Below are 22,550 nucleotides of genomic sequence, written 5' to 3' on the forward strand. Positions count from 1 at the left end.
GTCAGTCCTTCACCGCGATCATGTTGTGGGTTGAGATGTAGCGACCCGGCTCTCCGCCAGCGAGGTAGTTGTGGTCGCCCGTGTCGATCTTGGCGACGAGATGCGTTCCGGCATCGGTAACGGAAACGATCTGCTCCCAGGCCACAACGCCATCATCCCCACCGCAAGGAAGGGACAGACCCTCAAGTTCATCGCCAAGCACATAGCCGCGCTCGCGCGTCTCGCAGCGCGTCGCCTTGGAGAAGACCAACCATGCGCCAGATTCCGACTCAGCACGCCAGCATGGCTCGTAGGCGATGTTGAAGACCTTCGCCATGTGGACGGTTGCCTTCAGGTCCGCATGGTCAATGCACAGCACCATCCGTCCATCGGCCTCTCCCGCGAGGAAGCCGCCTGGCATGTGCATATCCACGGCCACACAGTTGCTTACCGGCCCGGTAGGCTGAGGCTGGTAGTTCGGATTGGACTGAGTTGGCGTGCCACCGATGGTGACAGCGTAGAGAGACGTGTTGTTGGACACGTTGCCAGCGATGGGAAATGTCACCGTAGACCCGTCGCCCGTCAGCGTCCATGAACCACCAGGGCTTCCCACGCCACCCACGACGTTGAGCGGCATCTGCTTGGTGACCAGCGCGTTCACCGACGTCGGGCTGTTGTAGGCCGTGATCTTGGCTATTCCATAGCCCGAATCGATGTACGTCCAGGCCACGCCTACCGAATAGGTATTCGTACCGTCGTTGCGAACGTCGCCTGGTCCGTCCCACTGCGTGCCTTCATCGTGGGTCGGTGCGTTTCCTCCGGTAAGGAGGTAGCTGCCGCCCGTGGACACCTGGGTTACTTGGTAGGTCTTGCCTGCATTACGGCGGTAGGCTCCGACCCCAATACCCTTCTCGCCCGATGTCCAGGGTTTGATGGCGGAAAGGTTCTTGTTCTCTAGGTAGACGAACATCCCCACCATGTCCGACGTGAAGACGTTCGCATTGCAGGTGATCGTCACGTTGCCACTCACGCCCGATGACGCCATCTTCTTTGACTCGTCCGGGTTGACCGGCTGGAACGGCCCCTCGGCGGCGTCGTAAAGGTCGATGGAAAAGGTGTTTGCACTCGTGCGGGTGACGACCCGAGGCGGGTGGGAGACGTGCGTCAGGTACATCACGTCCGCCGACTGCGAGTAGGACACGTCCCAAATCTCAGCGGCTGACCACGGCGTGGGAATTTCAGCAGGAGACGCGCCATTCATCACCAGCGCGCCGTTGGCATAGAACCGCGCATAACGGTCCCCAAGCTCGACGACATAGTTCTGGTCGATGCTGAACTGGAAGGGGATGAGCCGGGATGCTGACGCGCCGCTCCACTTGGTCCGTGACACGAACCGGTGGCCGTGACGGTTGTACACCCCGCCGTAACTGGAGACGATCCAGTTCCGGCAGGTCTTGAGGCTGTTCGCGTAGCGCTGGAGATCGACGCGCGCGTACAGGCTCGGGCTGATTTCTCCGCCCGTGAATGAGGGTTGGACGATCTTCATCGGCAGGAGAGGGCCGGAGACTCGGGGCGGTAGTCGGAACCGGATTCGTTGGCAGAGCGGACATGCGCGGCGTTGAGCGCGGCGCGGTACTGCTGACCAGCCGCCTGCGCGGTGTTGATGCCAGTGGGCATGCCGTGGAACGGAGCGGCGATCTCACTCGCGATCAGCCATTCCAGCGCTGACAAGGCCAGCGGGTCGAACAGATTCAGGTCTGTGACGCTGACGACGTGAAGGCAGTACGCCTCCGGCATGTCGCACACGATGACCTTGGAAACCTTGGTGTCTGACTCCCTGTCGTTCATGATCTCGAAAGGCACCTGACGACGCACCCAGCCGCAGTAGTCGTCCCAGCCGTAGCCCCATGCGCCGTAGTAGCCGGTAATGGCCGAGCGCGCACCGCTGGCATCGACGATCTGCCGGACCATCAGGCAGTCCACCGGATAGGCGTACTTCTTCTGCCATCCCGGCGTGAGGTCCGTCGCCAACTCGGCAAGCGCCGTGATGCGGGTGGCGAAGTTCCATGGGAAGTCGGTCAGCAAACGCTCCACGCACACGTCGAACCACGTCCGGTAGAGGTCACCCTCCTTCGACGATTCGAGAGGGTCGGCCATGAACTGGTCGATGCCGATGCGCGACAGCGCCCGGTTGAACGTTTCAATCGAGGACGTCATGGTCTATCCATGGGTGGAAGGGATGCAAAAAAGGAAGGCCCAGGTTTCCCCGGGCCAACCTTCCACTGCCGTGGCTGTTACGCGTTGCGCGCTTCGATTTCCTTCTCGATGGCATCGATCACGCCCTTCCGGGCCTTGCCATCCTGCTCGGCCTCCAGATGCTCGGCGAGATCGTCATCGGTGCACGCTTCGAGGTCCTCGACGATCTCGGGGATCGTCCTGTCGAGGAACTCGTTGCCTTCGTCGCTCCGTTCATCCTTGCCATCCACACGCTCCAGATTCGCGCCCGCCGTCGTGCCTTCTGGCAGGTAGACGGGCTCGGTTCCGGCAACATGCAGGGAGCCGTTGATGAACGAGGTTTCCAGCACCCGGTATGGAACCGGACTGAAGGCCACCTCTTTCTCACGGGGTGCCGCTTTCTTCGGGTTACTCATGGCTGAGTCCTCCTATCAGGCGTTCGGCGCGATCGGCTGGCGGTCGGCGTAGGCGCGATAAGCCTGGACATCCTTGGTCAGGAACGAGTTGACCTTGCCAGCGGTGCCCGTACCAACCACCGTGAACTGCGTGCCGAGGTACTGCTTGTAGCTACCCGGGGGCAGCTTTACGGCGTACTGGTAGCCCGCCACCAGCGACGCGACCGGAATGGCGATGGTCGTGGCATGGGTAACCGGGGCGGACTGGAGGCCCAACGTGGTATCGGAGACGAGGGCCGCCTGAAGCGAAGTGAGGCCGGTGAACGTGGTGTCCACCGAGACGACCCAGTATACGTCCTCGCCCGTGCCGATGTCGCGGGTCGGGTTGTCGGTCACAGGACCGAGGTCGATAACGTTGGTCGAGATCGCCGTGGCGGTGACCGCCTGTGCGTCCGACATTTCGAGCAGTGCGTCGAGAATCATGGGGTATACCTCTGAATGGAGATGCAGGAACGAGCAGCGCCGGGCGACCCGGCGCGCTCATGCGGGCGATCAGGTCACGCGTGCTTCCGTGTTGAGCAGCGCATCGGTGCGGCGGACCGGTACCTCGGACGCCATCAGCACCCGCTTGCCGTACAGTTCCTCGACGGTCAGGGTCGAGCCCTTCACCGCGTTGACCTGCTGCTGGCGGAGGATCGAGCGGATGGTCCGGTTCATGTAGAACACCGGACGGACGCCGTTGAGGCTGTGGATACGCTCCAGGGCCTGCGTCATCAGGTTGATGAGCTTGGCGCCGGACGAGGCGTCGGTGACCAGCGTGGTGACATCGATGTTGGCGATGCGGACCACATAGCGCCAGTCCTTCAGCGCGATGCCGCACTTCCACTGGTAGTGATCGCGGTAGGCGCGGTACGGGTTGCCGTTGGCGTCCAGCACCGTATCCAGGCCCAGGTCTTCGTGCTGGAGGCCAGCGCGCGAGCCCTTCGGGTAGATGCCAGTGATGGTGTTCGGGCTCCAGCCGACGAGCCAGATGGACGTGTTCGTCGATCCAGTGCCGCCCGCGTCGATCACGTTGTCCTTGTTCTCCGCGCCGCCAGCCGTGGTCGGTACATCATCGAAGCGCGGAGCCAAACCAAGGAAGGATTCCGGCGTGGCGACCGAGTTGCCGTAGAACAGCGTGGTTGCCATGGTCTGGTTCATCGACTCGATGAACGCGGACGATTCGCTCAGGCGGAAGTCGGACTCCAGACCATTGAGTTCGGCGAGATCCTTATCCACGTCGGACCAGGCTTCGAGCATGGCCGTCGCTTCGTCGATCTGCGCCGTGGTTGACTTGCTGCGCGGAACGCCCTGGTTGAGCTTGCGCCAGGCGGTAGCCGGGAGGCCGGTGCGGACGGTCACACGATGGCCGGTGGGCAAGTTGCCCTCCTGCCACGGCATGTCATCGAGGATTTCGTTGTCCTGCGACAGCATCTCCGCGATCTTGGAGGTCTTGCCGTCCGGGTCGATACGCTTGGCGACGTCAAGAAGCGTCGGCATGCTTGCACTGAGGGTTGCCATGGGTGATTACCTCTGAGGCTGTGAAGTGGGGTGGTCGAACAGGACCGATGCCGGCGACTTGCCACTCGTGCCGCCACCCGAAGGCGCGTTCACGAAGGTGTCGTCAGCGATGGCTTGGCCGATGCGATGGAAGGCGCGGACGATCTCGGGGTGATTCCCGAAGCCCGACGTGTCCATCAGTTGCTTGAGCTCCGGCGTGCCGAAGCGGTCGAGGGCCTTCTTGGCGGTGGCTACGGTGGCGTCGAAGTTCGCGCCGCCGAGTTCCTTGTCGTTGCGGACTGCATCGGCCCACTGGGCCACCTGCGATTGGTGTGTCTCCGCCTGCTTCGCCTCGATGCGCTGTGCGAGCTTCACGCCGAGCGGGATCAGCTTGTTCGCCTGGTCGTTGTCCAAGTCGAACTCGCGCGCGATCTGCTCGAACTCCGCCGTCGTCTCGGGCTCCAGCTGGAAGCCTTCGGGGACGGATAGCTCGTACTTCTCGGGGGCCTTGGGTGCGGTCTTATCGCCATCCTTCGGCTTTCCATCGCCTTCCGGCTTGTCGCCTTCCGGCTTGGCATCGGGTGTGGCAGGGGTTTCGGTGTTGGCAGGTTTCGCGTCTCCCGCGGGCGGGGTCTGCGTTTCCGGCGTTGCATCGGCGGCCGCTGTCGTGTCGGTGGTCGCGGCGGGGTTCTGCTCAGCCATGGAACTTTCTCCGGGCATAAAAAAACCCGCCGAAGCGGGTTGGGTTGGGTTGGAGGGGTCACTGGTCCGAGCCTGGCTCGGGTTCGGGTTCATCGTCCGGCATGCGCTCGGCCATCATTTGCGCGAACTGGCCGGGCACGATCTTCATGATCTCGCCGAGGATGGTTGTTCCCACCGCGCGCTTACCCTCGCGGAAGAACGTCTCGCTGGATCCAGTGAAGGTCGTTTCGAACACGTTGCAAAGCGTGAGATACCTGCGGGCATAGCGACGGAAGGCAGGAAGCTGCATGAGTTCCTTCACATCCTTCAACTGCGCACGCTCGATCCTCTCAGCGCGTTCCTGCTCGCGCTTGCGGTCTTCCTCGGTCTGTCGCATCAGCGGCCCGCGTTAGCCAGCGCGAGAGCGCCTGGACCTGCCTGCTCAGCGAGGCCACCAAGGACGGATGCGGGGTCCACCGTGGCCGAGCCTGCCGCCTTGGCCGCGTCGGCGTACTGCTTGACGGCAGGAGCCATGGCTGCGGCTTGCTGCATCTGCTGCTGCTGCTGACGAGCCTGACGAAGTTCGGCAACGCGGTCGTCTGAGACGACGATGGCGGGCGGGACGCCGAGGTCGGCACCGTACTCGTCCGCGGCCTGATCGGTGTCCAGCTTGTCCAGCGCAGCCGGGTTGAACTTGGCCAGTACCGCGATGAACTGCACGTAGCGCTCGATGGAGCCCGTCATGAGCACCTTCTGAGCTTGGGCAAGGATCGAGATGTAATCGATCTTCAGCGCGACGCCCTGAAGTTCCTCGGGCGGCTCGGGGATGAGCCCGCGGTCCAGCATGACGCCGAAGGTGCGGTCGATCAGGGGATCGAGCAGTTCCGTGTTCAGGCGCTCGACGACCGGGCCGAGAGCCATCAGCTTCTCTTCCCGGATCTGCGACACCTCGTAAGCCGTGCGGTTGGGCGCATCGGGCTGGGAGATCATCAGGAACAGGTCGGCGTAGTACGCGTCGCGAATCCGCTTGATGATGTCCTTCTTGTCGATGAGAGCGCCCTGGTAGTCGGGCTTCACCTCGTAGACCGGACGGAGGCCAGCACCGCCAGTCGCGAGGTTGTTCACGAAAGTGACAGAACCCGGCAACGTGCTGATCGAGGCGTTCTTGAGTTCGGCCGGCCCCTGGAGTTGAGGGTCCACATGCTTGTCCACCGCCATGGCGAACTGCTTCTCGCGGACCTGCAAGGTCTTGGCGTCGCCAATGGCATCCATGCCGCAGGACGACCCGTAGATGTCCTCGCCGAGCACGTCCCAACGCGGGGCCATGAAGGGCTTGGTGTCAAAGCCAGATTCGCTCAGGAAGCCCTCGGCACCCTTGCCGCACTCCCAGTAGCAGGACGACCACGGCTTGTTCTTGGAATCAGCCTTACCATATTCCCGTTCGGTGTTAGGGCACACCATGTGTGCGATATCGACCGTCGCGTCACGGTTGCCGGCGAGGTACTTGGATTTCAGGTCGGGGCTGAGCTTGTCCTCGCCCCACTTGTCCACGACCTGGCGGACCGTCATGCGGATTTCGCGGTACAGCGTGTCCACATCACGGCGGTGGTCGGTCGCGATCCAGTAGGTGCCCACCGTCAGCGGGTAGAACCGGATGATCTGCTCGTCGTCAGGCTCGGCCCACAGCGCCGCGGTGCCATAATCGGCCAACTCACGGTAGATGTTCGGCAGGACGCTGTAGATGTTCGACCGGGCCAGGACGTCGCGGATGCGGACCTCGACCTGAAACAGCCACTGCTTGACCGCCGCAATCTCCATCATTGCCGGGTCGGGCGTCGTGATGCGGAACCACGGCCGTGACTGGCTGGTGTTGCCGGACATCATGCCCGCGGAGCATGTCTTGCTTGCGATGGTGGCGGCACCGTTGATGATGCGGAAGCCCTTCTTGCCGCCCTGGTTCTGCTCGGACAGCGACCAGCGGCCGGAGCGCGGCGAGATGAACTGCTGGATCTCGCGCCAATGCGGCTCCCAGGAGCTACGGTCCGTCTTCATCGCCGTCACGCGCTTCTTGTACCGCTCGAACTTCGTCTCGCGGGAAGCCATGGAGTCAGCCATGGTCAGCCGCCAATCAGCGTCTTGGACGACGAGGTGGGCAGCCCGGCGCCGCTGCCCCCCGTGACGATGGTCGATTGCTGGCCGGTCGATGCCTGCAAGCGGCGACGCTCGTTGGCCGAGTCGATGTTCGACTGGTCGCTGATCGCCTGCGAGGGCTGCACCACGGGAGTGATAGCGGCCGTCTTGGGCGCGCTGGGTGTACCGCTACCAAAGCACATTAGCCGAGGCTCCTGAAGGGGTCGTAGTCTTGGACAGCCGCAGAGGCACGCGCCGGAGCGCGCCCCACCTTGGGTGCCACGGGGAAAGCGAAGGTCAGGGCCAGGGCGTCCGCCATGTCAGGCGAGCGTCCCAGGCGCTTCTTGATGTCTTCCTTGGGCTCAATGAGCAGCTTGTCGCCCTTGAACGCGTAGGTCGGCGTTGTCAGTTCGGCGATCAGCGAGGGGATCTTGGGCAGTGCACCACCACCCTTGACCCATTCCGCCATCTTGAACCACATCTCCGCGCGCTTGTTCGCGTAGCCGGGCTCCGTGGCTGACGAGGCGAAGTGGACCCCAATCGGGCTGTGGCCCAGGTTGATCAGCTGGTCAATCCAGCCGCCACCAAAGCCGCCCGTGTTGTCCACGAACTCTGCGTCACTGCCCCAATCGTTCTTCTTCGTCGCGACCCTGGCCGCACCTTCTATCGATCTCGCATTTCGCATCACGATGGGCGTGAACGAGGCCAAGCCCTGGCGCGGGAAGATCACGCTTGAGTCATCGCCCTCGCGAGCCACGTCCACGCCGAGCACTTTCGCCGCGAACGAGTAGTCGTCCTCGCGATAGTGCCGCTCCATGGCCGCGTTGACTTCCTCCACGCCGAGCAGCGACCGGAAGCCCGAGGGCGGGAACAGTCCGAGGATTGTCGCCATCACCCACGGGTTATCCCGCCCGTAGGTGTCGATCATCTCCTGTGCGTGCTCAGCCGAGACACGAGGCGTCCGCTTCGGGTCGGCCGGGTCCGCAGTGATCGTGATGATGTCCCACGTCGCCGCGCTGTGGACGCACGACTCGTAAAGCAGGCCGTCCGTGCTGGTCGGGTTGCCTGCCTGCGCTAGAAGCGCATCGGTCGGCATGCCCGTGAAGATCTGTTGCGCCGCCTTACCCACCGCCGTGGGCATATCGCCGCTCTCGTCCAAGAGAATGAACGGGAACTGCGAGTGCAGGCCGGACAGAGCGCGTCCAATAGCCTCCGTGTTGGCGTCCTTGGCGAACGACCTTGCCGAGAGGAACCACGTCTCCGGGTGGTCGTTGGCGTAGATCTTCTCCTTCGTCCATGTGAAGGCGGCTTTCAGGAACGGCGAGCGTGACTGCCACTTGGACAACTCAGCCCACAGGTTGTCCTTGAGGTTGTCCGCGGTAATCGACAGCGCCGCACCCTTGGGATGCTCACCCGGTGCAGCAAAGCACGACAGCCGGTGCCAGCCAGCCCAGGCCATCATGGCCGACTTACCCGGGCCCGTGCATGCCTTCATGCAGAGCTTGCGCTTCGGGTTCGTCTCGCCCCCAAGGAACGCCAGCGCGTCTCGCTGCCAGGCGTCCGGCTCTACCTCAAAGTTGTCACGGACAAAGCGGACCGGATCGAGGCGCCACTGCCTGATCCGGTCCTGCGCTGCGGAGAGGCTCACTCGGCTTCCGAGCCCTTTACACCGGCTACCAGCGATTCGAGGGTGAGGTTGCCGCTGTGCTCCATCTCACGCTTGTCGCGCCACAGGTCCGGTCGGCGGTTCTTCAGCCAGAAGATGCAGGCCGTGGTATCGGGAGCGACGTGCTCAATCACTGGAGTCCGAACCACCTCGCCCTGGAATTGGAATACCTTCTCGGACTCGAAGCTATAACCCACGGCGCGCTGGAACAGCGACCGCTCCACGCGCTCATCCGGCTCCGTCTTGCCGATCTTTAGGGCAGGAACTAATTCAGGATGAAGTTGCTTCCACTTGCGGAAGCCGCGCTCCGTGATCCCGAAGAACTGGGCAATCTCAAGCTCGGTCGCGCCAAGGGCAGCCAGCTTTTGGGTCTGCTCGACGTACTCGGGCTTGAAGGTGGACGGGCGTGCCATATCAGCCGTACATCCTTTCCTTGCGCATCTGGCAAATCTTCCCCCATACGTGCTCGACCAATTCCCCTAGATATTTCGTCTCTGCCACCGCCGTGGACCCATCGGGCCAGTAGTAGAACCACAAGGAGCCACTGGCATTCATCCGGAGCCTGGGCTTGGGGATGTCTTCAACGATGCGGAGGTAGGCCATATCAGTTCAGCGTCTTGCGCTTCAGGTGCTCGGCCTTCATGGCCTGGAAGTCATCCCACATACGGTCGTACTCGTCTTTGGCCAGGTCGGGCTTGAACTGGCGAGCGATGTCGAACCACTCGTCCTTGGTGTACTCGTCCAGGCGGGTCATGCCGAGGGATTCGAGGGCAGCATGCCCCCTTGGTTGTACCAAGCCATCTTGAGTTCGAGCAGCTTGGTCAGGTTGTTCAAGTCGCTCAGATCGAATGCCCGGGTAATGGCGCGCTCGATCTGGTCGGAAATATCGGTGGAGTTCGGGTCAGTCATTGTCCTGCTCTCTCGCCCATCAGGGCTTCTTGGAGGGCGTCACGCTGGGCTTGGCACTGTCCAACGGCACGAAGAATTCGTCCGACACTTTCTTCACGTAGTCGGTCTTCTCCATCAGCGCGCTGTCCAGCGCCGGCAGATGACACTGCGGCGGAACTGGCTTGGCAGGTTGCCCACTGGTCGCGCAGCCTGCGATTGCCAGCAGTGAGATCGGCCACAGCCTTGTCAGCGGCTTGTTTGGCATCGTCTTTACCCTTCTGGTAGCTGGACGCCGCCTTGGATAGAGCCTCGGCTTGTCCCTGTTCTGCTAGGCGCTGAGCCTTCTCGGCATCCGCTCGCTTCGTCTCAAGGTCTGCACGGGCCGTGTCCCAGGCGCTTGTTGCCTTGGCAAGATCGCGCTCTCCGGACAGGTGAGCCACGTAGTAGCCAGCACCGAATAGAGCGGCCGACACGCCTAGATAGGCGATGAGTTTCAGGTTCACGAGCCATCTCCTGACGAGCGCAGGCCACGGCTATTACCGAACAAGTCACCCACCACTGCGCCGGCGTTACCGATGAGCGCGCCCACCATGAGATTGAGCATGTCCTTGTTCTCAGGCGGCACCTTGAACTGGAGCAAAGCGGCTCCCAGGAGGCCCATCAGGAGCCATACGAGGATGGCGATCCCGGCTTTCAGTGCTCGGGCATCGCGCATCGGGTTCACCACGTCAGGCGGCCAGTGAGGGAGGCTCAGTGCCGGTCCGCATCATGCGAGCGAGTTCCAGCACGCGCCGCTTCTCACCGTCATCCACAGCCTTCTCAGGCCAGCGGGTCATCAGCAAAGCATCCGCGGCATCATCCCAGTCCTGGCGGTCCACAGCGGTCCACAGCGGCTTGCACTCAAGAAGGGGCTGTAGCCGTATCGCCAGGGCGACGTGGGCCAAGACGGAAAGCCGGACGCCATTCAACTGGGGGTAGATCGCCGTGCGCGTCCTCAGCATCCCGACAAACCGGGATAGGTTCTTCTCGGCCATCCTCAGCATCTCGCCTTGCTCGACCACGCGAGTGGCCGCGATCCGCTGGAAGTCGGACAAGTCCCGGTCCCCAGCGTCCGCGAGAGCACCGAGGAATGGCGCATGCAAGGCGATATGTCGTAAGGCAACAGTGATCGCCTCGGCCTCGGTGGCTTCGACGCGAGCAATAGCCTCATCCAGTTCCACATCGCGTTCCGTCACTTCACACCGGCCGCTCAAACAGGTCGCGCTCCAACTTCCGGCGAGCTACAAGCCCTGGAAGCTTCTTCTTGGCGGCGTACACCCACCGGTCGAACTCCTTGGCTGCTCCGGCAAAATCGCCTTGGTTCAGCAGTTTCAGCAGGGTCGATCCCCTGAAATTTGCCTGCCCGATGTTGAAAGCCAGGCTACACAGGGCGTCGAACTGGTTCTGGTTTAGCTTGACCGTGACCAAGCGGTTGACCGCATCCGCAGCTTCGGTCATGTCCTCGACTAGTCGGGCACTAGCCTCATCCGGCGTGATGGTCATGCCCTTTGTCACGCCATGCGTACTGCCGTAGCCAATCGTGTAGGGCTCACCGCCCGTGCCCGGGTCGGGGTACGCAGACAGACGCAGCCCTTCGGACGCCTTGACCACGTTGTAGGCGTTAGCGCTGGGCTTCATCAGTGTTCCGAATAGGTGCCCGCCCACCGAGCAGGGGAACAGGGTGAGCGGGCGGGGCGTTCCCGCGGCGGGAACAAAAAACCCGGCGCATGGCCGGGTCGGGTGGGCAGCGTGCCCACATACACAGATTGCCCGAAAATGTGGGGGTGATGACATCCCCCACTTGTCGTTATGCCACTGCCTGCCGGAGCCGATCATGCGCAGGACCGATGACCTCGTTACACAGGCCTATGGTCCACTCGTAGACGGGTGCCCAAACCACGGAGTAGGTCTTCTTGTCCCGGTCGATCATCTGCGCGCGCTGGCGGTCGCTGACCTTCTGCTTGCCCGATCCCTCGCAGGCCGAACAGGCAGTGATGAGCCCGGCGTCATCCCGCACATGGCCCAAACCATGGCAGGACTGGCAGAGGCAGGACGAGCTCATCTCCGCCAAGACAGCCTTGCGAATGGCGGCGTAGCAAGAGTCCGGGCCAAGCCTCGGCCACATGCGCGCGCGCGCGGAGTCGAGTTTGGCGACGGCTCGATAGCGGTCCGATGGCGTCTCGGCCATGGCCTGGAAGATCTGCGCGTTGACCAGCCGATCCATGCGAGCTCGCCATTCTGCAAGCTGGGCCTCCATGAGAAGGCGGTCCAGTTCCTTGGCGGACAGCTTGGCTCCATCGGGCCACCACAGGCGGCAGACGAGCTCGCGCCCCAGCCCCTCGGGGACCATGGCAATCGCCGCGGCAACATCCTGCGGCGTCAGTTCGGGGATGCCGCCCCTGCCCTGCTCGTACCGCTGGGTGGACGGGTTGAGTCGAGCTAGCAGTTTTCCGACGTGCATATGACCCCCTGCAATTTCACATGGTCAGGTTCAAAACTCAGCCCCGGCACCGTCAGGCAGCGGGGGAATGACCGATGCGGCTGGTCGCAGGCGACGCGGTTCCAGCCTTCGACGCGATGGGCACAGTAAGCGCAGCCACCCGCGGCTCGAACCTTGGCGGCCAACTCAGCGCAGCCAAGGCGATCGGCAAACATCTCGGGGCGGGAGAGCTCACCCACGGCGCTTCCTCCGCTTCATCTCGGTTGCGATCTTGTCGAGCCTGCCTTGGGCTTCCCGCTGGACTTTGAGCCAGTGCTGCTGGCTTTGGAAAAGTCCGAGGTCGGAACGGTCTTCGTACCCTGTTGCCGGTACAGGGCGATTCGAGCCCGGTCGCGGAGGAAGGTGCGAACCTCGTCCTGTGCCTCCGCTGGTAGGGCGTCGATCATCGGACCCCACTCCCGTAGATCCGGTTGCTGCCTCATGATCCGCAGGGCGTGGTGTAGGTGGTAATGCACGCTCATGCACGTGGCACCTCCAGTGCAGTTACCGCGACGGCCAGGGCCGCCCATGCGTGGGACTTCACGCCATAGGTCGGCCCTGGGTTCTTCTTCGTCCCCTGCGGCCCCAGCTTGTCGATGAGGGCCTGACGGATGTTCCCGTCCTTGGCGCGTGGCGAGCCACAGAGGTGCATCTTCACGTCCTTTCGGAAGATCAGACGCACTTGGTCAGGTAAGTGAAAGGCCTGCTGGAAGCGGCCGATCCAGCGCACGGTATCGAACACCTCGGCACCTACCGGCATCCCGTAACTGGCTACCATCTCGATAGCCAGATCGGGGCAGGTCCACCACCGAATGCGCTGGATGACCTGCTCATTCGGCATGATGTACGAGGCGTGGACTCGACCGGCATCGAACTCAATAACGCCTGATTCCGTCGTGCCTGGGTCGATAGCCAAGATCATGCCGGCCTCCTTCAGACCGTGAGGCTGTCAAGAAGATGGCCCAAGCGCTCGTCAATATCCGTCACGCGGTCACCTGCCCGAAGAATGTTATCGACGATGGGGCTCGCACCTACCGCCTGGGGCTTGGCTGACGACTCCCCCTTCTGCCCTGACGAAAGGATGGGGCGAAGGCGCTGCTCCAGACGTGCAACAGTTCCTTCGACGTTCTCCAGCATCCCCGAAAGTCGAATCAGGGAGGATTCGGCCGGGGAATTCTGTGTGATTTGCGGGATTGCTTCGTTCGCGTTTGCAAGGTTCATGGTCTTTCCTCGGTTATGGCTCATGCGAGCCTTAGTTTTCCGGCCCTGATGAGCCGGTCATGGGTGATGACAATGGCTCGGTCCATAAGCGCTCGACGCTCATCGCGACTCAGGTTCTTACCGTTGTCGATCTCGTAGTGTTCAGGTGTGCAAAGAGCCGCCGTCATCCACGGAGCCGACTTCTGCCCCATGCCTCGGTCCTGATTGCTATGGGCAACTTGGATGCCGTAAACGCCGCACAGGGAGCACGTTTCCAGTGAGGCAACGGCCTCGAACCACTTGCGTTCGGTTGCGGTGGTCATGCGTGCTCCGAGCCCTGAAGTCTGCGCAGTAACTGCTCACGAGCCACATCCTCGCGAAGTTCAGCGATGGTCATATGCGCTTTCTCCACTCGCTTCGCCCACTGCCAAGAGGCGAAAACGTAGCCGAGGATGCCTCCATCGATTAGCAAAACGATCACGTCAACCATTGGGATCGCTCCACTGAACCTGTCGCTCAGCACCGAAGGCGAACATCATCTCGATCACGTCCATGCACTCCGGCACCGTGAGCCCGCGGGAACTGGCGCCGAGGACGATGAAACCTCCGTCGAAGCCAGGCACCACCCGCTGCTCTTTTCGGTATGCAGCGACAAACATGTGCCGCCAGTCGTCCTTGGATAGCATCTGGCCGTGCCATTCAACCTGCTCGGCCAAGTCACCACACATGGCGTTCAACTTCCGGTTCTGTTCAAGACTTCTCCGCGACTTGAACTCGTCTATGGTCACCATCACCGGCTTGTCGTGCTGTAGGTACTCGCACACCTTCTTCCATGCGAAGTCCCAGCGATTGGGCGCATTCTCTGGACGGAGGACGACGGCTTGGGCGGTCATGGCTGGTCGTCCTTTCGTGCGTTGTAGTAGGCAAACAGCCCAGCAGCGACAGCCCATGCCAGCCACATGCAATCCCAGTAGGTCATGACCGCACCTCATTGCACCCCAAGCAGCGGAGATAGGACGAGCCGTCCTTGCGGTGCGCCTTGGCCCACTCGTGGCCGTGGCGAAGGCAGATGAGGGCTCGGGTTAGGAGGAAGCTGAGGATCATGCCGCGACCCCGTTCATCTGCTCGTTGTAGACGAAGACCAGCGCCTCAGCGATGTCGAGGGACGTTGCGGCGTCGTTGAAGGTGCCGGCGACCATCGACGGGTAACGCGATGCCATTAGGGCGGCCCGTGGTTCGTCAGCAGGCCGGATGAAGACACGGCCGTGATGGTCAACCAGCACGACGTGCGGACCGTACGTCGCAATGCGGCGCTTGACGGCAAGACCCGCAAGGCGGGGTTCTCTGCCGATGCCGACGCTTCCGCAGGATTCCGGAAGAAGAGTCTTGTAGTTGGTCATGAGGCGTCCCTCTGGCCGCGGTGGCTATTCCAGTCGAAGGCGACTATGGCCCCGTTCTCGCGGAAGCGATCCATTACCCGGTCGCCTAGGAATTCGGTCAGTTCGTCGCCGGTAAGGTTGCTGATGAGGATGGTTGAGCGGCAGTTCTGATAGCGCTCGTTGATGATTTCGAACATGAGCATCTTCTCGTGCTCGCTACCAAGCTGGGCTCCCACTTCGTCGAGGATCAGAAGCTCCGGCTCCATCAGCTCGGCCATCGCCTTTTCCTCGGTCCGCGTGCTGTCCTTTCGGTATGTCTCCTTGATGTGCCGGAGCGCCTGTAGGACCGTCATAAACAGGACTGGCTTGCCCATGTGAATGAGTGCATTCGCGATGCCGCAGGCGATGTGAGTCTTTCCGGTGCCGGGCTTGCCAGCCAGGACCATGCTCGGACCGACAGTGGCGCTGTCAGCGAACGTCTCGACGTAGCGAGTGGCTATCCGTAGCGCGCGGCGCTGGCCGTCATTGGTCGCCTTGTAGCCTTCCAGCGTCCGGTCCAAGAACCGCAGGGGAATCGCACTGCGACGGAACAGTTGGTCAATGCGCTCCTGCTTCCGTCGCCGGGCCTCTTCCGCTGCGCGAAGCTCTTCACGCTCCCGGCGTTCTTCCGAGCACTTCGGGCAGTTCATCGTGATCGGCGGAAGGCCACCGCCCATAGCCACCTGCTTGGCCTTATATGGGCCATGCTTCTCGCACTCGGCGTCGATGACCCGAGCGATGGGCTCAATGCGTTCCGGTTCGGAGGAAGTCTGGGAGTTCATTGTCAGGGGTTCCGTGGTAGGTCTTGTCGGCGAATCGCTGGGCTATGGGTGGTTTCACGTGCGCTTGGTTCGGCGGGTGCACTGGATCAAGCCATCGCTCGCCGTTGAGGTACGTGGAGCCGTGAGGGATGTACTTGCCGTCCTGCTCCGTCCACCTCGCGCTTTTCGCTTGAAGGGCCAGGGCACTGAGGATCTTGGTCAGCAGTTCGGCGTTCGGCTTGAGCTTGTTCCAAGCCTTCACTGCATCCTTCCGTCCATCCTTCCGGGGGTACGCTGCCCAGAACTCATCGAATCCATCCGCAGGCGCGTCCGTGCTGGTGGATGCTTTCTTGGTGGATGCTTTTAATGGTGGATATATGGTGGATTGGGTGACATGGGTGTCACCCGTCTCTGTCGCGGATGTCACCCGTCCTGTCACAGATGTCACCCGTCTACCTGCTTCATTTGTCACCCGTGACTTTTTGTCACCCGTGACACTGGCGTCACCCGTCTCGATTGCTTTGACGTTGATTCGGTATTGCCTGGTCTGTCCGGGGGCACCACCAAATTCGTTGCCGATCACGTCTACCCAGCCTTCTTCAATCAGGCCATGAACGACCCGCTTAGCCTGCCGCTCGCTGATCGAAGCGCGCGTAGCGAGGGCCCTCATCGACGGGTGGCAACTGGTGCCCTCGTCATTGGCCCAATCACACATGGCAAGCAGAACCATCTTGCGCGTGGCAGGCATCGCCAGCTTCCAGACGGCGTTCATCAACCCAATGCTCATTGCTTACTCGACCACCTTCCACAGCGTGACCGGGTGCATGTGGCACGCCTTTCCCTCGGCCTGGGTGTAGTTCACCTTGCAGATGCGCCCCTCCCGCGCCAGGCGCGTCAGGATCGATCCCCATGCGCGGTCGTCGGTCGGTTCCTCAAGGCCGTTCCGATAGGCCCATGCGCGGATCTGCTCCGCGGTAAAGGTGCGCTTGATCCGATGGAGGAACTTGCGCGCCTTGAGGCAGGCCCGGTCGGACCATCCGGCATTGCGGTGGTCGGCGTGGGATGTAGCGCGAGCCATGCCGGCGTCGCGGCCTATGCGGCCTTGGTTGAGCTTGAGTACGGCGTTCATGCGGCGTCCCTCGTTAGGGCCCTCTGGCCGGTTGGGAAATTCGGCCTTGCGAAGCGGCCAAAGTGGTCCGAAGCTGCCTTGTCATACGCGCGAGCGGCTTCCTCGGGCGTTGCGAAAACCCCGATCTGGATCTTCTTTCCGTTGGTTGTGATGCGCGCTGCGTAAACGTCCTTTGTAAGGCGATGGAGAATGCTCACGCCTTTGAATCCGGTTTTTGAACGGCAGGAAAGCTTTCGATTGCGTAGGTTCTCGGTATTGGTGCAGACACGAAGGTTGCATCGCCGGTTGTCGAGAGTGTCGCCATTGATGTGGTCGACACACATTCCCTCTGGCGCACCTACGATCAGCCGATGAAGCCGCACCCCCTGACGACCGAAGGACTTGGAGACGGCATAGAAATACCCGTCATATCCGCTTTTCTTTGCGTACCACTTAGCTTCGAAGACGCAGCTTGGGGCGTCGTCGTCGACTATCGCCTCAAGACCATGCGTCAGTGGGATAACCTTCATTCGTTGCTTCCCCTGTTCAGGGCCCTCATGGGCACTACGTTGGATCGGTGCTTCCGTACGACGAAGTGCTCCTGAATCTGCTCGCGCGCCAAGCGGGAGACGGCTTCCTCAAGGGTCAAGCCGTGTTGCAGCGCATATGCCTTAACCCGAGCGTTCTCGGATGGCGTTAGATCGATGGCGTGTTCATGCCGCACAGGGCCTCCAAGGGGACTGCAATGGGACCTTCAGGCGGCGATGCCGTGCGCGGTACGCTTCTCCAACGCTTCCAGGCGTTCCAGTACAAGGTCACGAAGGAGAACCGCGGGCTGCGTCTTGTTGATGCGCGCCAGGGCGTCTACGAGGTCACGCTCGTCCTCGTTCAGACGGACCTTGATGACCTTGTTCCTCAGGTGGGTCGGTTCGGCGTACATCGATGAATCCTTTGGAGGCTCGTGTGGATATGAATGGGGAAACGGAAAAAGGCCGCACTGACGAATCAGGCGACCTTGCGTTTTTGCTTCGTGGTGCTGTTGACAGGAACGTTGTAGCCGGTGACGGATCCGCGCTTGTCGCGCGTCCACTCGACGCCAGGGCATACTTCTTCGCAGCGCAGGACTCCGTTCGAGGCGGCCTCGATGAGCGGCGCCCGGTCGACGGGAATGCCCTGCCGCTGCCACTTATAGATGGCCTGCGGAGAAATAGAGACGCCCTGGACGGTCAGGGCCTGAGCCAGACCGGAAGGGTTCTTGAAGTGCGCCATCAGCAGTTGGTAGCTCATGGACGCGATTGAACCACAGGTTGCATTACGTGTCAAACCCGTGGTTGCTTCGGCTCAACCTACGGCGGCCTCACACTCTCAACCTATGGTTGAAGTCTCTGACGATCACGTTGGCCCGAACCTCGATGCCCTCATACGGCGGTCGGGTAAGCAAAAACTTGCGCTTGCAACTCACCTCAATGTGAGCGAGCAGGCAGTCCAGAAGTGGATCAAGAAAGGCACCCTGGCCAGGGAGCACATTCGTGCTATCTGCGAATTCCTCGGCTGCTCGGCCGATGAGCTTCTTGGACTTTCCCCGATCAGCGGCGAGCCCTCACGGCAGGTATCGCCATCTGAGACTGCCGAGGGCTACCTTCGCTTCCAAGTCATGGGAGAAGGGGGCGCAGGGCCGGGCATGATCAACAATGAGCGACCGGAAGTCCTTCAGGAGGTTGATCTAGCCGAATGGAGCGTCAGAAATGCCTTGGGGCGAATGGTTTCGCCCTCCCGCGTGAAGCTCCTGACAGTACGTGGAAACTCTATGGCGCCGAGGATAAAGGACGGTGACGTGGTGTTTGTAGACGTGCATGACACAGCGATCATGGATGGCGGGATATTCGTTTTCGTCATGCATGGGCAGGCCATCGTCAAAAGGCTCGATGTCCGCTCGGACGGATTTCACATAGTCAGCCTGGCTGAACCAGGCAACCCAGATGTCATTGACCCGGACCACTTCGAGGCGGTGACCATAGCTGGACGCGTACTCGGTGCGATCCAGTTGCGCAGCGCAAATGAAGTCGCTTACGGATAACTAGGAGGGGATGGAATGCTTAGAACGATTGCGGTGCTTTGCCTTGCTGCGCTCGCTGGTTGTGCCTCTAACTCTGGCGTGGTGCGTATCGGGCCAGACACATACATGGTGTCCAGGCAGGCGGCCACTGGATTCATGGGGTTAGCCAAGATCAAGGCCAAGGCTTTTGGTGAAGCCAACGACTACTGCACCAAGCAAGGAAGGGTCGCCCAGGTGACCCACACAGAGGATTCCCGTCCACCTTACATTCTAGGGAACTACCCGCGATCTGAGATCCAGTTCATGTGCCTAAGCCAGAATGATCCCGAGATCGGAAGGCCAAAGGCACACGCCGAGAACTGAGCACAGGAGGCTATGTCCTCCCCACGTGGGCGGGATTCTTCCGCCGAGCGGGCGACAGTCATAGATGGCACCCCTCTTGCTGGATCCTTGGCTCCACCAGCAAAGCAAAGGACCGTGCCATGAATCGAATTGCGCTCTGCGCTCTCGCTGCCGCCATTGTACCGCTGACGGGCTTTGCCCAATCAGCTTATCGAAGCTCTTATAGCCACCAGCCCTTTCGTAGCTCCGCTTACTCGGCGCCACGGCAGCAGAGCTTCAATAACAGCAGTTATTCCACGCCGGTGCATGTAAGCGGCTACGTCAAAACGGATGGAAAGTATGTCCAACCGCACTATCGTTCGTCAGCCGATAGCAATCCGTACAACAACTACTCGACTAAGGGGAATACGAACCCTTATACGGGCCAGGAAGGTACTGTAGACCCATACGGGTACTGACGCTGAAGGTCAATATTTGACCACTGGCGTCACAGCAAGCCCCGCCTCGACGGCGTTTGCTTATGAGCCGATAGCCGAACGGGTTCACCTACGGCGCAGAGGCCGAATGTCGTCAGGTGAAAGGTAGCTCCAAAAACAACTTTTTAACACGTTGAGCACCAGGGAAAGTGCATGAATAATCAGATAGTTATTAAGGCGGATGGGTCGATTGAACACCACCCGCAAGGAGAACTGTTCGCAGTTCGCGAGGTGGAGGTTGACGGTATCCAGATGGGCGTCCTCAACGATGGGACGCCATACCTCACGGCTCGTGGCCTAGCCAACATGTGCGGAATCGACCATTCCGTCCTTGTGCGAATGGCGAATAACTGGCGAGAGGAATCGGAGAAGCCGAGGGGCCGGAAGATATCTCAGGTATTGGCGGCTCAAGGTCACGCTGGGTCGTCTTTATACCTGCGCACCATCCGTAACGGCACAGAGACACACGCATATACGGATGCGGTGTCGATGGCGATCCTTGAGTATTACGCATTCGATGCTGAGCAGGGCAATAACACCGTAGCTCTCCGTAACTATCGGATACTGGCCCGAGCATCATTCCGTAAGTTTATTTACGATGCTTGTGGGTATGACCCGAACCCAAGCATCTCTGAGTCATGGAAAAATTTCCAAGAGCGCGTTCTGCTTAATGACCAGGTGCCGCACGCCTATTTCTCTGTGTTCCGCGAAATAGCAGACGTGGTCATTCACATCATCCGCAGTGGCTGTTCGGTCGATGACCACACGGTTCCAGACATAAGCGTCGGGTTGACGTGGGGAAAGCACTGGACCGCTATCAGCGGAGATACGAAATATGGCGATCGCCAGAAACATCCTCATGTGTATCCAGAATGGTTTCCTCAAGCCGCGGTTAACCCAGTTGAAGCTTGGGTCTATCCACTATCAGCACTTGGCGATTTCCGCCTCTGGCTTTATGAGACGTATGTAACTACTAAGTTCCCGAAATACGTTCAAGGAAAGGTGGCGGAAGGCCGATTCTTGCCATCTTCAGCGAAGATACTCATCGAAGCGATGAAAAGACCGGAACTTCCATCTGGCCTTTGAACGCGGCCCGCTTCGGCGGGCCTTTTTATGCTACCTCCGGCACCTCCCCCACCCTAGCCAGCACCACCGGATCGCCGTACTCCCCGGCGTCCACGTCTGCTGTCTGAGCCCAGGCCAGCGCGCCGGCACACCCCTCCCCAAGCCTCTCGGCTCGGCCTACGGCCTGGCTTTCCGTGGAGCAGCCTACGGCCTCCATAGGCACCAGCTGGCCGCGTTTCCCGGCTTTGAAGCCCTGTACGAAGTAGATGGTCTCTTGCATGGCTGTTCTCCCTTGTGAGGCGGCCATGGTGAATCGTGGTGGTCGCAAAGGCTGCGAAATGCAAAAAGCTATCGATATGAGCTTGTCGATAGAAACAAACAATCAGTAACGCAACCGTAGGCAACAACCGCTGGTTGCACTCGACTTGAACCTGTGGTTTAATCTCTCTCAAGCCGGAACACCCCGGCAGGGAGCAGACCATGCACGCACCGATCATCACCGGCCACGACCACTTCAAGGCCCCGGAGCTTCCGGAGGCGCTGGAGTTCGACCTTGGTCCGGGCGACGCCGAGCTGGTTGCTCGCTGCGCCTCCGCTGTCTCGGCGCTTCGCCCGCAGCACACCCGGGACTCGCTGACGAAGGAGCATGAAGCCGCCGGCTTCGAGTTCGTGGGGGATGTCGTATGAAACCCGCCCTGGTGTTCCTCGTCCTTGGCTTCCTCGGTCGCGTGGTGGGGCTCGTATGAAGACTTCGCCCTGCTACGCATCCCACGCAGTGCATCACTACCTCGGCATGCAAGCCGAAGCCGAAGCCGCGCAGGAACGCCTCAACGCGCAGACGGCCGTGGAGCTTCGCAAGCGTGACACCTGGGTGGACGGCCTACAGGATCTTGCCGCCGCAGAGAGGCCGACGATTCCCTCGCCAATCATCGACGCGTTGATGGCTGGTGATACCGCCCATTTCGGCCATCTAGTCCACAAGTACATAACCGAAGACTTCGCCAAACAACAGGCGGAATCCGCTATCGAAATTCAGGACGAGGATTGGGCTAATGGCCGCTACGTCTAAGATCATTCCGTTCCCCGCCCCGTGCATCCGCATCTGCCGTGTTGTGAATGGCGTGACCGAATACCGCACGATTCCCGGCTCTTGGGAGGACTGCCCTCATGGTTGGTCTGTCTGCTTGCGTCGCGTGGTGATGAGGGTTGCAGCATGAACGCCGGAATGCCGCCCATGGCACACACCCCTGGACCTTGGCATGTCGTTGAGTGCGCTTCGCCGGATTGCTGGTGTGCACTCATCGAGGCTGATGTTGAGGATGTGGATGGCGACAAGACAATCATTTCGTCCGGCTCACTTCGAAAGCATAACGCGCTAGTCGTCGCGCAGGCGCCCCGGCTTCTTGAGTTGTGCATCAAGTTCAACAACCTCTATGGGCACCTATGGGATGTGGTCGATCCGGGTGGCTACGGAATGCTTAGCCCGGAAAGCGTTGCCAAGTACGACGAGCTTCACCGAGAGATGAATCGCGCCATAGCCGACGCGACAGGCAGAGACGCATGGGTTTCACTGGACGAGGACAACAACGCATGACCCCCGACTACGACGACTACATCGCCCGCGTCCGCGCACACGCGAATGCCCGTAAGCCGATGACCAAGGCCGAATGGCGGTTCCTCGGCGTGTACCTCGGCCTTGTGGCAACCGCTGTGCTTATTGCGCTGGTTACGGGGCACTGAGCCCACGGCACCACTTCTAAGGAAACGACAATGGCGAAGTTTGAAATCAAGAATCGCTTTACCGGTGCCGTGCAGTTCTCCTGCGAGATCGATGCGGAATTTGCGGGAAAGTCGTACTCGTTACAGCTTGGTTTTGCGGTAAAGAAGGCTGTTGAGTCCCGGGCGTACCTGTCTGGTGCGTACCTGTCTGGTGCGAACCTGTCCGGTGCGGACCTGTCTGGTGCGAACCTGTCTGGTGCGTACCTGTCCGGTGCGGACCTGTCTGGTGCGTACCTGTCTGGTGCGAACCTGTCCGGTGCGGACCTGTCTGGTGCGAACCTGTCTGGTGCGTACCTGTCCGGTGCGGACCTGTC

General features: G+C 61.1%; 38 protein-coding genes. 7 read left to right on the forward strand and 31 right to left on the reverse strand.

Features of this window, described 5'->3' with window-relative positions; genetic code table 11:
- Position 1: 1 nt before the first annotated feature.
- The 30 genes from ACQKIE_RS16055 to ACQKIE_RS16200 form a co-directional block, all read right to left on the reverse strand.
- On the reverse strand, positions 2-1,525 hold the full coding sequence (locus tag ACQKIE_RS16055; RefSeq protein WP_427460912.1) for a hypothetical protein: 1,524 nt from the start codon (positions 1,523-1,525) through the stop codon (positions 2-4).
- Positions 1,522-2,196, reverse strand: coding sequence for a hypothetical protein (locus tag ACQKIE_RS16060; RefSeq protein ID WP_427460914.1), 675 nt, complete (start codon positions 2,194-2,196; stop codon positions 1,522-1,524). The genes ACQKIE_RS16055 and ACQKIE_RS16060 overlap by 4 nt, the downstream gene beginning before the upstream one ends.
- A 77-nt stretch (positions 2,197-2,273) precedes the next feature.
- Positions 2,274-2,630 (reverse strand): hypothetical protein, encoded by a 357-nt coding sequence (locus ACQKIE_RS16065; protein WP_427460916.1) that lies wholly within the window; start codon positions 2,628-2,630, stop codon positions 2,274-2,276.
- Positions 2,631-2,645: 15 nt separating this feature from the next.
- Positions 2,646-3,092 carry a Bbp16 family capsid cement protein gene (locus tag ACQKIE_RS16070; protein WP_427460918.1) on the reverse strand — a complete coding sequence of 149 codons (447 nt, stop codon included), beginning with the start codon at positions 3,090-3,092 and terminating at the stop codon, positions 2,646-2,648.
- Positions 3,093-3,161: 69 nt separating this feature from the next.
- Positions 3,162-4,169: a major capsid protein gene (locus ACQKIE_RS16075; protein ID WP_427460920.1), complete on the reverse strand. Its 1,008-nt coding sequence runs from the start codon at positions 4,167-4,169 to the stop codon at positions 3,162-3,164.
- A gap of 6 nt (positions 4,170-4,175) precedes the next feature.
- Positions 4,176-4,850 (reverse strand): hypothetical protein, encoded by a 675-nt coding sequence (locus tag ACQKIE_RS16080; RefSeq protein WP_427460922.1) that lies wholly within the window; start codon positions 4,848-4,850, stop codon positions 4,176-4,178.
- Between the two features lie 58 nt (positions 4,851-4,908).
- Positions 4,909-5,226: a hypothetical protein gene (locus ACQKIE_RS16085; RefSeq protein ID WP_427460924.1), complete on the reverse strand. Its 318-nt coding sequence runs from the start codon at positions 5,224-5,226 to the stop codon at positions 4,909-4,911.
- Complete coding sequence (locus ACQKIE_RS16090; protein ID WP_427460926.1) at positions 5,226-6,944, reverse strand: portal protein; 1,719 nt, start codon at positions 6,942-6,944, stop codon at positions 5,226-5,228. The genes ACQKIE_RS16085 and ACQKIE_RS16090 overlap by 1 nt, the downstream gene beginning before the upstream one ends.
- A gap of 2 nt (positions 6,945-6,946) precedes the next feature.
- The gene (locus ACQKIE_RS16095; protein WP_427460928.1) at positions 6,947-7,162 is read right to left on the reverse strand and encodes a hypothetical protein; all 216 of its coding nucleotides are present in this window, start codon (positions 7,160-7,162) and stop codon (positions 6,947-6,949) included.
- Entirely contained in the window at positions 7,162-8,607 is a 1,446-nt protein-coding gene (locus tag ACQKIE_RS16100) for a hypothetical protein (RefSeq protein WP_427460930.1), read from the reverse strand. Before ACQKIE_RS16100 ends, ACQKIE_RS16095 begins: the two co-directional genes overlap by 1 nt.
- Positions 8,604-9,038: a terminase gene (locus tag ACQKIE_RS16105; RefSeq protein ID WP_427460932.1), complete on the reverse strand. Its 435-nt coding sequence runs from the start codon at positions 9,036-9,038 to the stop codon at positions 8,604-8,606. Before ACQKIE_RS16105 ends, ACQKIE_RS16100 begins: the two co-directional genes overlap by 4 nt.
- A 191-nt stretch (positions 9,039-9,229) precedes the next feature.
- Positions 9,230-9,379 (reverse strand): hypothetical protein, encoded by a 150-nt coding sequence (locus ACQKIE_RS16110; RefSeq protein WP_427460934.1) that lies wholly within the window; start codon positions 9,377-9,379, stop codon positions 9,230-9,232.
- A complete protein-coding gene (locus ACQKIE_RS16115; RefSeq protein WP_427460936.1) occupies positions 9,376-9,534 on the reverse strand; it encodes a hypothetical protein in 159 nt (52 codons plus the stop codon). The genes ACQKIE_RS16110 and ACQKIE_RS16115 overlap by 4 nt, the downstream gene beginning before the upstream one ends.
- Positions 9,531-10,016 (reverse strand): hypothetical protein, encoded by a 486-nt coding sequence (locus ACQKIE_RS16120; protein ID WP_427460938.1) that lies wholly within the window; start codon positions 10,014-10,016, stop codon positions 9,531-9,533. Before ACQKIE_RS16120 ends, ACQKIE_RS16115 begins: the two co-directional genes overlap by 4 nt.
- Complete coding sequence (locus ACQKIE_RS16125; protein WP_427460940.1) at positions 10,013-10,228, reverse strand: hypothetical protein; 216 nt, start codon at positions 10,226-10,228, stop codon at positions 10,013-10,015. Before ACQKIE_RS16125 ends, ACQKIE_RS16120 begins: the two co-directional genes overlap by 4 nt.
- 13 nt (positions 10,229-10,241) lie before the next feature.
- The gene (locus tag ACQKIE_RS16130) at positions 10,242-10,733 is read right to left on the reverse strand and encodes a hypothetical protein (RefSeq protein WP_427460942.1); all 492 of its coding nucleotides are present in this window, start codon (positions 10,731-10,733) and stop codon (positions 10,242-10,244) included.
- Positions 10,734-10,749: 16 nt separating this feature from the next.
- Positions 10,750-11,190, reverse strand: a complete 441-nt coding sequence (locus ACQKIE_RS16135) for a lysozyme (protein ID WP_427460944.1) — start codon at positions 11,188-11,190, stop codon at positions 10,750-10,752.
- A gap of 169 nt (positions 11,191-11,359) precedes the next feature.
- Positions 11,360-12,013 carry a hypothetical protein gene (locus ACQKIE_RS16140; RefSeq protein ID WP_427460946.1) on the reverse strand — a complete coding sequence of 218 codons (654 nt, stop codon included), beginning with the start codon at positions 12,011-12,013 and terminating at the stop codon, positions 11,360-11,362.
- Positions 12,014-12,509: 496 nt separating this feature from the next.
- Entirely contained in the window at positions 12,510-12,953 is a 444-nt protein-coding gene (locus ACQKIE_RS16145; RefSeq protein WP_427460948.1) for a hypothetical protein, read from the reverse strand.
- A gap of 11 nt (positions 12,954-12,964) precedes the next feature.
- The gene (locus ACQKIE_RS16150) at positions 12,965-13,252 is read right to left on the reverse strand and encodes a hypothetical protein (RefSeq protein WP_427460950.1); all 288 of its coding nucleotides are present in this window, start codon (positions 13,250-13,252) and stop codon (positions 12,965-12,967) included.
- A 20-nt stretch (positions 13,253-13,272) separates the two neighbouring features.
- Positions 13,273-13,554, reverse strand: a complete 282-nt coding sequence (locus ACQKIE_RS16155) for a hypothetical protein (protein ID WP_427460952.1) — start codon at positions 13,552-13,554, stop codon at positions 13,273-13,275.
- A complete protein-coding gene (locus ACQKIE_RS16160; protein WP_427460954.1) occupies positions 13,551-13,721 on the reverse strand; it encodes a hypothetical protein in 171 nt (56 codons plus the stop codon). The genes ACQKIE_RS16155 and ACQKIE_RS16160 overlap by 4 nt, the downstream gene beginning before the upstream one ends.
- Positions 13,714-14,124 (reverse strand): recombination protein NinB, encoded by a 411-nt coding sequence (locus ACQKIE_RS16165; protein ID WP_427460956.1) that lies wholly within the window; start codon positions 14,122-14,124, stop codon positions 13,714-13,716. Before ACQKIE_RS16165 ends, ACQKIE_RS16160 begins: the two co-directional genes overlap by 8 nt.
- Before the next feature lie 207 nt (positions 14,125-14,331).
- Entirely contained in the window at positions 14,332-14,631 is a 300-nt protein-coding gene (locus ACQKIE_RS16170) for a hypothetical protein (RefSeq protein ID WP_427460958.1), read from the reverse strand.
- Positions 14,628-15,431 carry an ATP-binding protein gene (locus ACQKIE_RS16175; protein ID WP_427460960.1) on the reverse strand — a complete coding sequence of 268 codons (804 nt, stop codon included), beginning with the start codon at positions 15,429-15,431 and terminating at the stop codon, positions 14,628-14,630. The genes ACQKIE_RS16170 and ACQKIE_RS16175 overlap by 4 nt, the downstream gene beginning before the upstream one ends.
- Positions 15,394-16,182 carry a helix-turn-helix domain-containing protein gene (locus tag ACQKIE_RS16180; RefSeq protein ID WP_427460962.1) on the reverse strand — a complete coding sequence of 263 codons (789 nt, stop codon included), beginning with the start codon at positions 16,180-16,182 and terminating at the stop codon, positions 15,394-15,396. The genes ACQKIE_RS16175 and ACQKIE_RS16180 overlap by 38 nt, the downstream gene beginning before the upstream one ends.
- An 18-nt stretch (positions 16,183-16,200) precedes the next feature.
- A complete protein-coding gene (locus tag ACQKIE_RS16185) occupies positions 16,201-16,539 on the reverse strand; it encodes a hypothetical protein (RefSeq protein ID WP_427460964.1) in 339 nt (112 codons plus the stop codon).
- Positions 16,536-17,048, reverse strand: a complete 513-nt coding sequence (locus tag ACQKIE_RS16190; RefSeq protein WP_427460966.1) for an HNH endonuclease — start codon at positions 17,046-17,048, stop codon at positions 16,536-16,538. Before ACQKIE_RS16190 ends, ACQKIE_RS16185 begins: the two co-directional genes overlap by 4 nt.
- A 224-nt stretch (positions 17,049-17,272) precedes the next feature.
- The gene (locus ACQKIE_RS16195; RefSeq protein ID WP_427460968.1) at positions 17,273-17,458 is read right to left on the reverse strand and encodes a hypothetical protein; all 186 of its coding nucleotides are present in this window, start codon (positions 17,456-17,458) and stop codon (positions 17,273-17,275) included.
- A 65-nt stretch (positions 17,459-17,523) separates the two neighbouring features.
- Positions 17,524-17,805, reverse strand: coding sequence for a Cro/CI family transcriptional regulator (locus tag ACQKIE_RS16200; RefSeq protein WP_427460970.1), 282 nt, complete (start codon positions 17,803-17,805; stop codon positions 17,524-17,526).
- Between ACQKIE_RS16200 and ACQKIE_RS16205 the strand changes: the two genes are divergently transcribed.
- Both ACQKIE_RS16205 and ACQKIE_RS16210 read left to right on the forward strand, forming a co-directional pair.
- Positions 17,804-18,595: a LexA family transcriptional regulator gene (locus tag ACQKIE_RS16205; protein ID WP_427460972.1), complete on the forward strand. Its 792-nt coding sequence runs from the start codon at positions 17,804-17,806 to the stop codon at positions 18,593-18,595. The two genes, ACQKIE_RS16200 and ACQKIE_RS16205, sit on opposite strands and share 2 nt — an antisense overlap.
- A gap of 950 nt (positions 18,596-19,545) precedes the next feature.
- A complete protein-coding gene (locus ACQKIE_RS16210; protein WP_427460974.1) occupies positions 19,546-20,478 on the forward strand; it encodes a hypothetical protein in 933 nt (310 codons plus the stop codon).
- Positions 20,479-20,503: 25 nt separating this feature from the next.
- Here ACQKIE_RS16210 and ACQKIE_RS16215 read toward each other — a convergent pair whose 3' ends face one another.
- Entirely contained in the window at positions 20,504-20,737 is a 234-nt protein-coding gene (locus ACQKIE_RS16215; RefSeq protein ID WP_427460976.1) for a hypothetical protein, read from the reverse strand.
- A gap of 200 nt (positions 20,738-20,937) precedes the next feature.
- On the opposite strand from ACQKIE_RS16215, the gene ACQKIE_RS16220 reads away from it, so the two are divergent.
- From ACQKIE_RS16220 to ACQKIE_RS16240, 5 genes are all read left to right on the forward strand, one after another.
- The gene (locus tag ACQKIE_RS16220) at positions 20,938-21,144 is read left to right on the forward strand and encodes a hypothetical protein (protein WP_427460978.1); all 207 of its coding nucleotides are present in this window, start codon (positions 20,938-20,940) and stop codon (positions 21,142-21,144) included.
- 55 nt (positions 21,145-21,199) lie between these two features.
- Positions 21,200-21,526, forward strand: a complete 327-nt coding sequence (locus ACQKIE_RS16225; RefSeq protein ID WP_427460980.1) for a hypothetical protein — start codon at positions 21,200-21,202, stop codon at positions 21,524-21,526.
- A gap of 144 nt (positions 21,527-21,670) precedes the next feature.
- Positions 21,671-22,051, forward strand: coding sequence for a hypothetical protein (locus ACQKIE_RS16230; protein WP_427460982.1), 381 nt, complete (start codon positions 21,671-21,673; stop codon positions 22,049-22,051).
- Positions 22,048-22,197, forward strand: coding sequence for a hypothetical protein (locus tag ACQKIE_RS16235; protein ID WP_427460984.1), 150 nt, complete (start codon positions 22,048-22,050; stop codon positions 22,195-22,197). Before ACQKIE_RS16230 ends, ACQKIE_RS16235 begins: the two co-directional genes overlap by 4 nt.
- A 30-nt stretch (positions 22,198-22,227) precedes the next feature.
- Positions 22,228-22,550: pentapeptide repeat-containing protein (locus tag ACQKIE_RS16240; RefSeq protein WP_427460986.1), on the forward strand; the 323-nt coding region annotated here is incomplete at its 3' end.

This window comes from Luteibacter sp. NPDC031894 (genome assembly GCF_050273135.1).
Classification (GTDB): domain Bacteria; phylum Pseudomonadota; class Gammaproteobacteria; order Xanthomonadales; family Rhodanobacteraceae; genus Luteibacter.

What these genes read in the sequence shown, in the direction of transcription:
- ACQKIE_RS16085 (WP_427460924.1), bottom strand. Translation starts at nt 5,226, where the DNA reads ATGCGACAGACCGAGGAAGACCGCAAGCGCGAGCAGGAACGCGCTGAG.
- ACQKIE_RS16230 (WP_427460982.1), top strand. Translation starts at nt 21,671, where the DNA reads ATGAACGCCGGAATGCCGCCCATGGCACACACCCCTGGACCTTGGCAT.
- ACQKIE_RS16135 (WP_427460944.1), bottom strand. Translation starts at nt 11,190, where the DNA reads ATGAAGCCCAGCGCTAACGCCTACAACGTGGTCAAGGCGTCCGAAGGG.
- ACQKIE_RS16080 (WP_427460922.1), bottom strand. Translation starts at nt 4,850, where the DNA reads ATGGCTGAGCAGAACCCCGCCGCGACCACCGACACGACAGCGGCCGCC.
- ACQKIE_RS16185 (WP_427460964.1), bottom strand. Translation starts at nt 16,539, where the DNA reads ATGAACGCCGTACTCAAGCTCAACCAAGGCCGCATAGGCCGCGACGCC.
- ACQKIE_RS16175 (WP_427460960.1), bottom strand. Translation starts at nt 15,431, where the DNA reads ATGAACTCCCAGACTTCCTCCGAACCGGAACGCATTGAGCCCATCGCT.
- ACQKIE_RS16180 (WP_427460962.1), bottom strand. Translation starts at nt 16,182, where the DNA reads ATGAACGCCGTCTGGAAGCTGGCGATGCCTGCCACGCGCAAGATGGTT.
- ACQKIE_RS16200 (WP_427460970.1), bottom strand. Translation starts at nt 17,805, where the DNA reads ATGAGCTACCAACTGCTGATGGCGCACTTCAAGAACCCTTCCGGTCTG.
- ACQKIE_RS16125 (WP_427460940.1), bottom strand. Translation starts at nt 10,228, where the DNA reads ATGCGCGATGCCCGAGCACTGAAAGCCGGGATCGCCATCCTCGTATGG.
- ACQKIE_RS16065 (WP_427460916.1), bottom strand. Translation starts at nt 2,630, where the DNA reads ATGAGTAACCCGAAGAAAGCGGCACCCCGTGAGAAAGAGGTGGCCTTC.
- ACQKIE_RS16235 (WP_427460984.1), top strand. Translation starts at nt 22,048, where the DNA reads ATGACCCCCGACTACGACGACTACATCGCCCGCGTCCGCGCACACGCG.
- ACQKIE_RS16095 (WP_427460928.1), bottom strand. Translation starts at nt 7,162, where the DNA reads ATGTGCTTTGGTAGCGGTACACCCAGCGCGCCCAAGACGGCCGCTATC.
- ACQKIE_RS16140 (WP_427460946.1), bottom strand. Translation starts at nt 12,013, where the DNA reads ATGCACGTCGGAAAACTGCTAGCTCGACTCAACCCGTCCACCCAGCGG.
- ACQKIE_RS16115 (WP_427460936.1), bottom strand. Translation starts at nt 9,534, where the DNA reads ATGACTGACCCGAACTCCACCGATATTTCCGACCAGATCGAGCGCGCC.
- ACQKIE_RS16215 (WP_427460976.1), bottom strand. Translation starts at nt 20,737, where the DNA reads ATGCAAGAGACCATCTACTTCGTACAGGGCTTCAAAGCCGGGAAACGC.
- ACQKIE_RS16055 (WP_427460912.1), bottom strand. Translation starts at nt 1,525, where the DNA reads ATGAAGATCGTCCAACCCTCATTCACGGGCGGAGAAATCAGCCCGAGC.
- ACQKIE_RS16070 (WP_427460918.1), bottom strand. Translation starts at nt 3,092, where the DNA reads ATGATTCTCGACGCACTGCTCGAAATGTCGGACGCACAGGCGGTCACC.
- ACQKIE_RS16090 (WP_427460926.1), bottom strand. Translation starts at nt 6,944, where the DNA reads ATGGCTGACTCCATGGCTTCCCGCGAGACGAAGTTCGAGCGGTACAAG.
- ACQKIE_RS16105 (WP_427460932.1), bottom strand. Translation starts at nt 9,038, where the DNA reads ATGGCACGCCCGTCCACCTTCAAGCCCGAGTACGTCGAGCAGACCCAA.
- ACQKIE_RS16060 (WP_427460914.1), bottom strand. Translation starts at nt 2,196, where the DNA reads ATGACGTCCTCGATTGAAACGTTCAACCGGGCGCTGTCGCGCATCGGC.
- ACQKIE_RS16195 (WP_427460968.1), bottom strand. Translation starts at nt 17,458, where the DNA reads ATGTACGCCGAACCGACCCACCTGAGGAACAAGGTCATCAAGGTCCGT.
- ACQKIE_RS16170 (WP_427460958.1), bottom strand. Translation starts at nt 14,631, where the DNA reads ATGACCAACTACAAGACTCTTCTTCCGGAATCCTGCGGAAGCGTCGGC.
- ACQKIE_RS16220 (WP_427460978.1), top strand. Translation starts at nt 20,938, where the DNA reads ATGCACGCACCGATCATCACCGGCCACGACCACTTCAAGGCCCCGGAG.
- ACQKIE_RS16165 (WP_427460956.1), bottom strand. Translation starts at nt 14,124, where the DNA reads ATGACCGCCCAAGCCGTCGTCCTCCGTCCAGAGAATGCGCCCAATCGC.
- ACQKIE_RS16225 (WP_427460980.1), top strand. Translation starts at nt 21,200, where the DNA reads ATGAAGACTTCGCCCTGCTACGCATCCCACGCAGTGCATCACTACCTC.
- ACQKIE_RS16155 (WP_427460952.1), bottom strand. Translation starts at nt 13,554, where the DNA reads ATGACCACCGCAACCGAACGCAAGTGGTTCGAGGCCGTTGCCTCACTG.
- ACQKIE_RS16210 (WP_427460974.1), top strand. Translation starts at nt 19,546, where the DNA reads ATGAATAATCAGATAGTTATTAAGGCGGATGGGTCGATTGAACACCAC.
- ACQKIE_RS16110 (WP_427460934.1), bottom strand. Translation starts at nt 9,379, where the DNA reads ATGACCCGCCTGGACGAGTACACCAAGGACGAGTGGTTCGACATCGCT.
- ACQKIE_RS16145 (WP_427460948.1), bottom strand. Translation starts at nt 12,953, where the DNA reads ATGATCTTGGCTATCGACCCAGGCACGACGGAATCAGGCGTTATTGAG.
- ACQKIE_RS16150 (WP_427460950.1), bottom strand. Translation starts at nt 13,252, where the DNA reads ATGAACCTTGCAAACGCGAACGAAGCAATCCCGCAAATCACACAGAAT.
- ACQKIE_RS16075 (WP_427460920.1), bottom strand. Translation starts at nt 4,169, where the DNA reads ATGGCAACCCTCAGTGCAAGCATGCCGACGCTTCTTGACGTCGCCAAG.
- ACQKIE_RS16160 (WP_427460954.1), bottom strand. Translation starts at nt 13,721, where the DNA reads ATGGTTGACGTGATCGTTTTGCTAATCGATGGAGGCATCCTCGGCTAC.
- ACQKIE_RS16190 (WP_427460966.1), bottom strand. Translation starts at nt 17,048, where the DNA reads ATGAAGGTTATCCCACTGACGCATGGTCTTGAGGCGATAGTCGACGAC.
- ACQKIE_RS16205 (WP_427460972.1), top strand. Translation starts at nt 17,804, where the DNA reads ATGGACGCGATTGAACCACAGGTTGCATTACGTGTCAAACCCGTGGTT.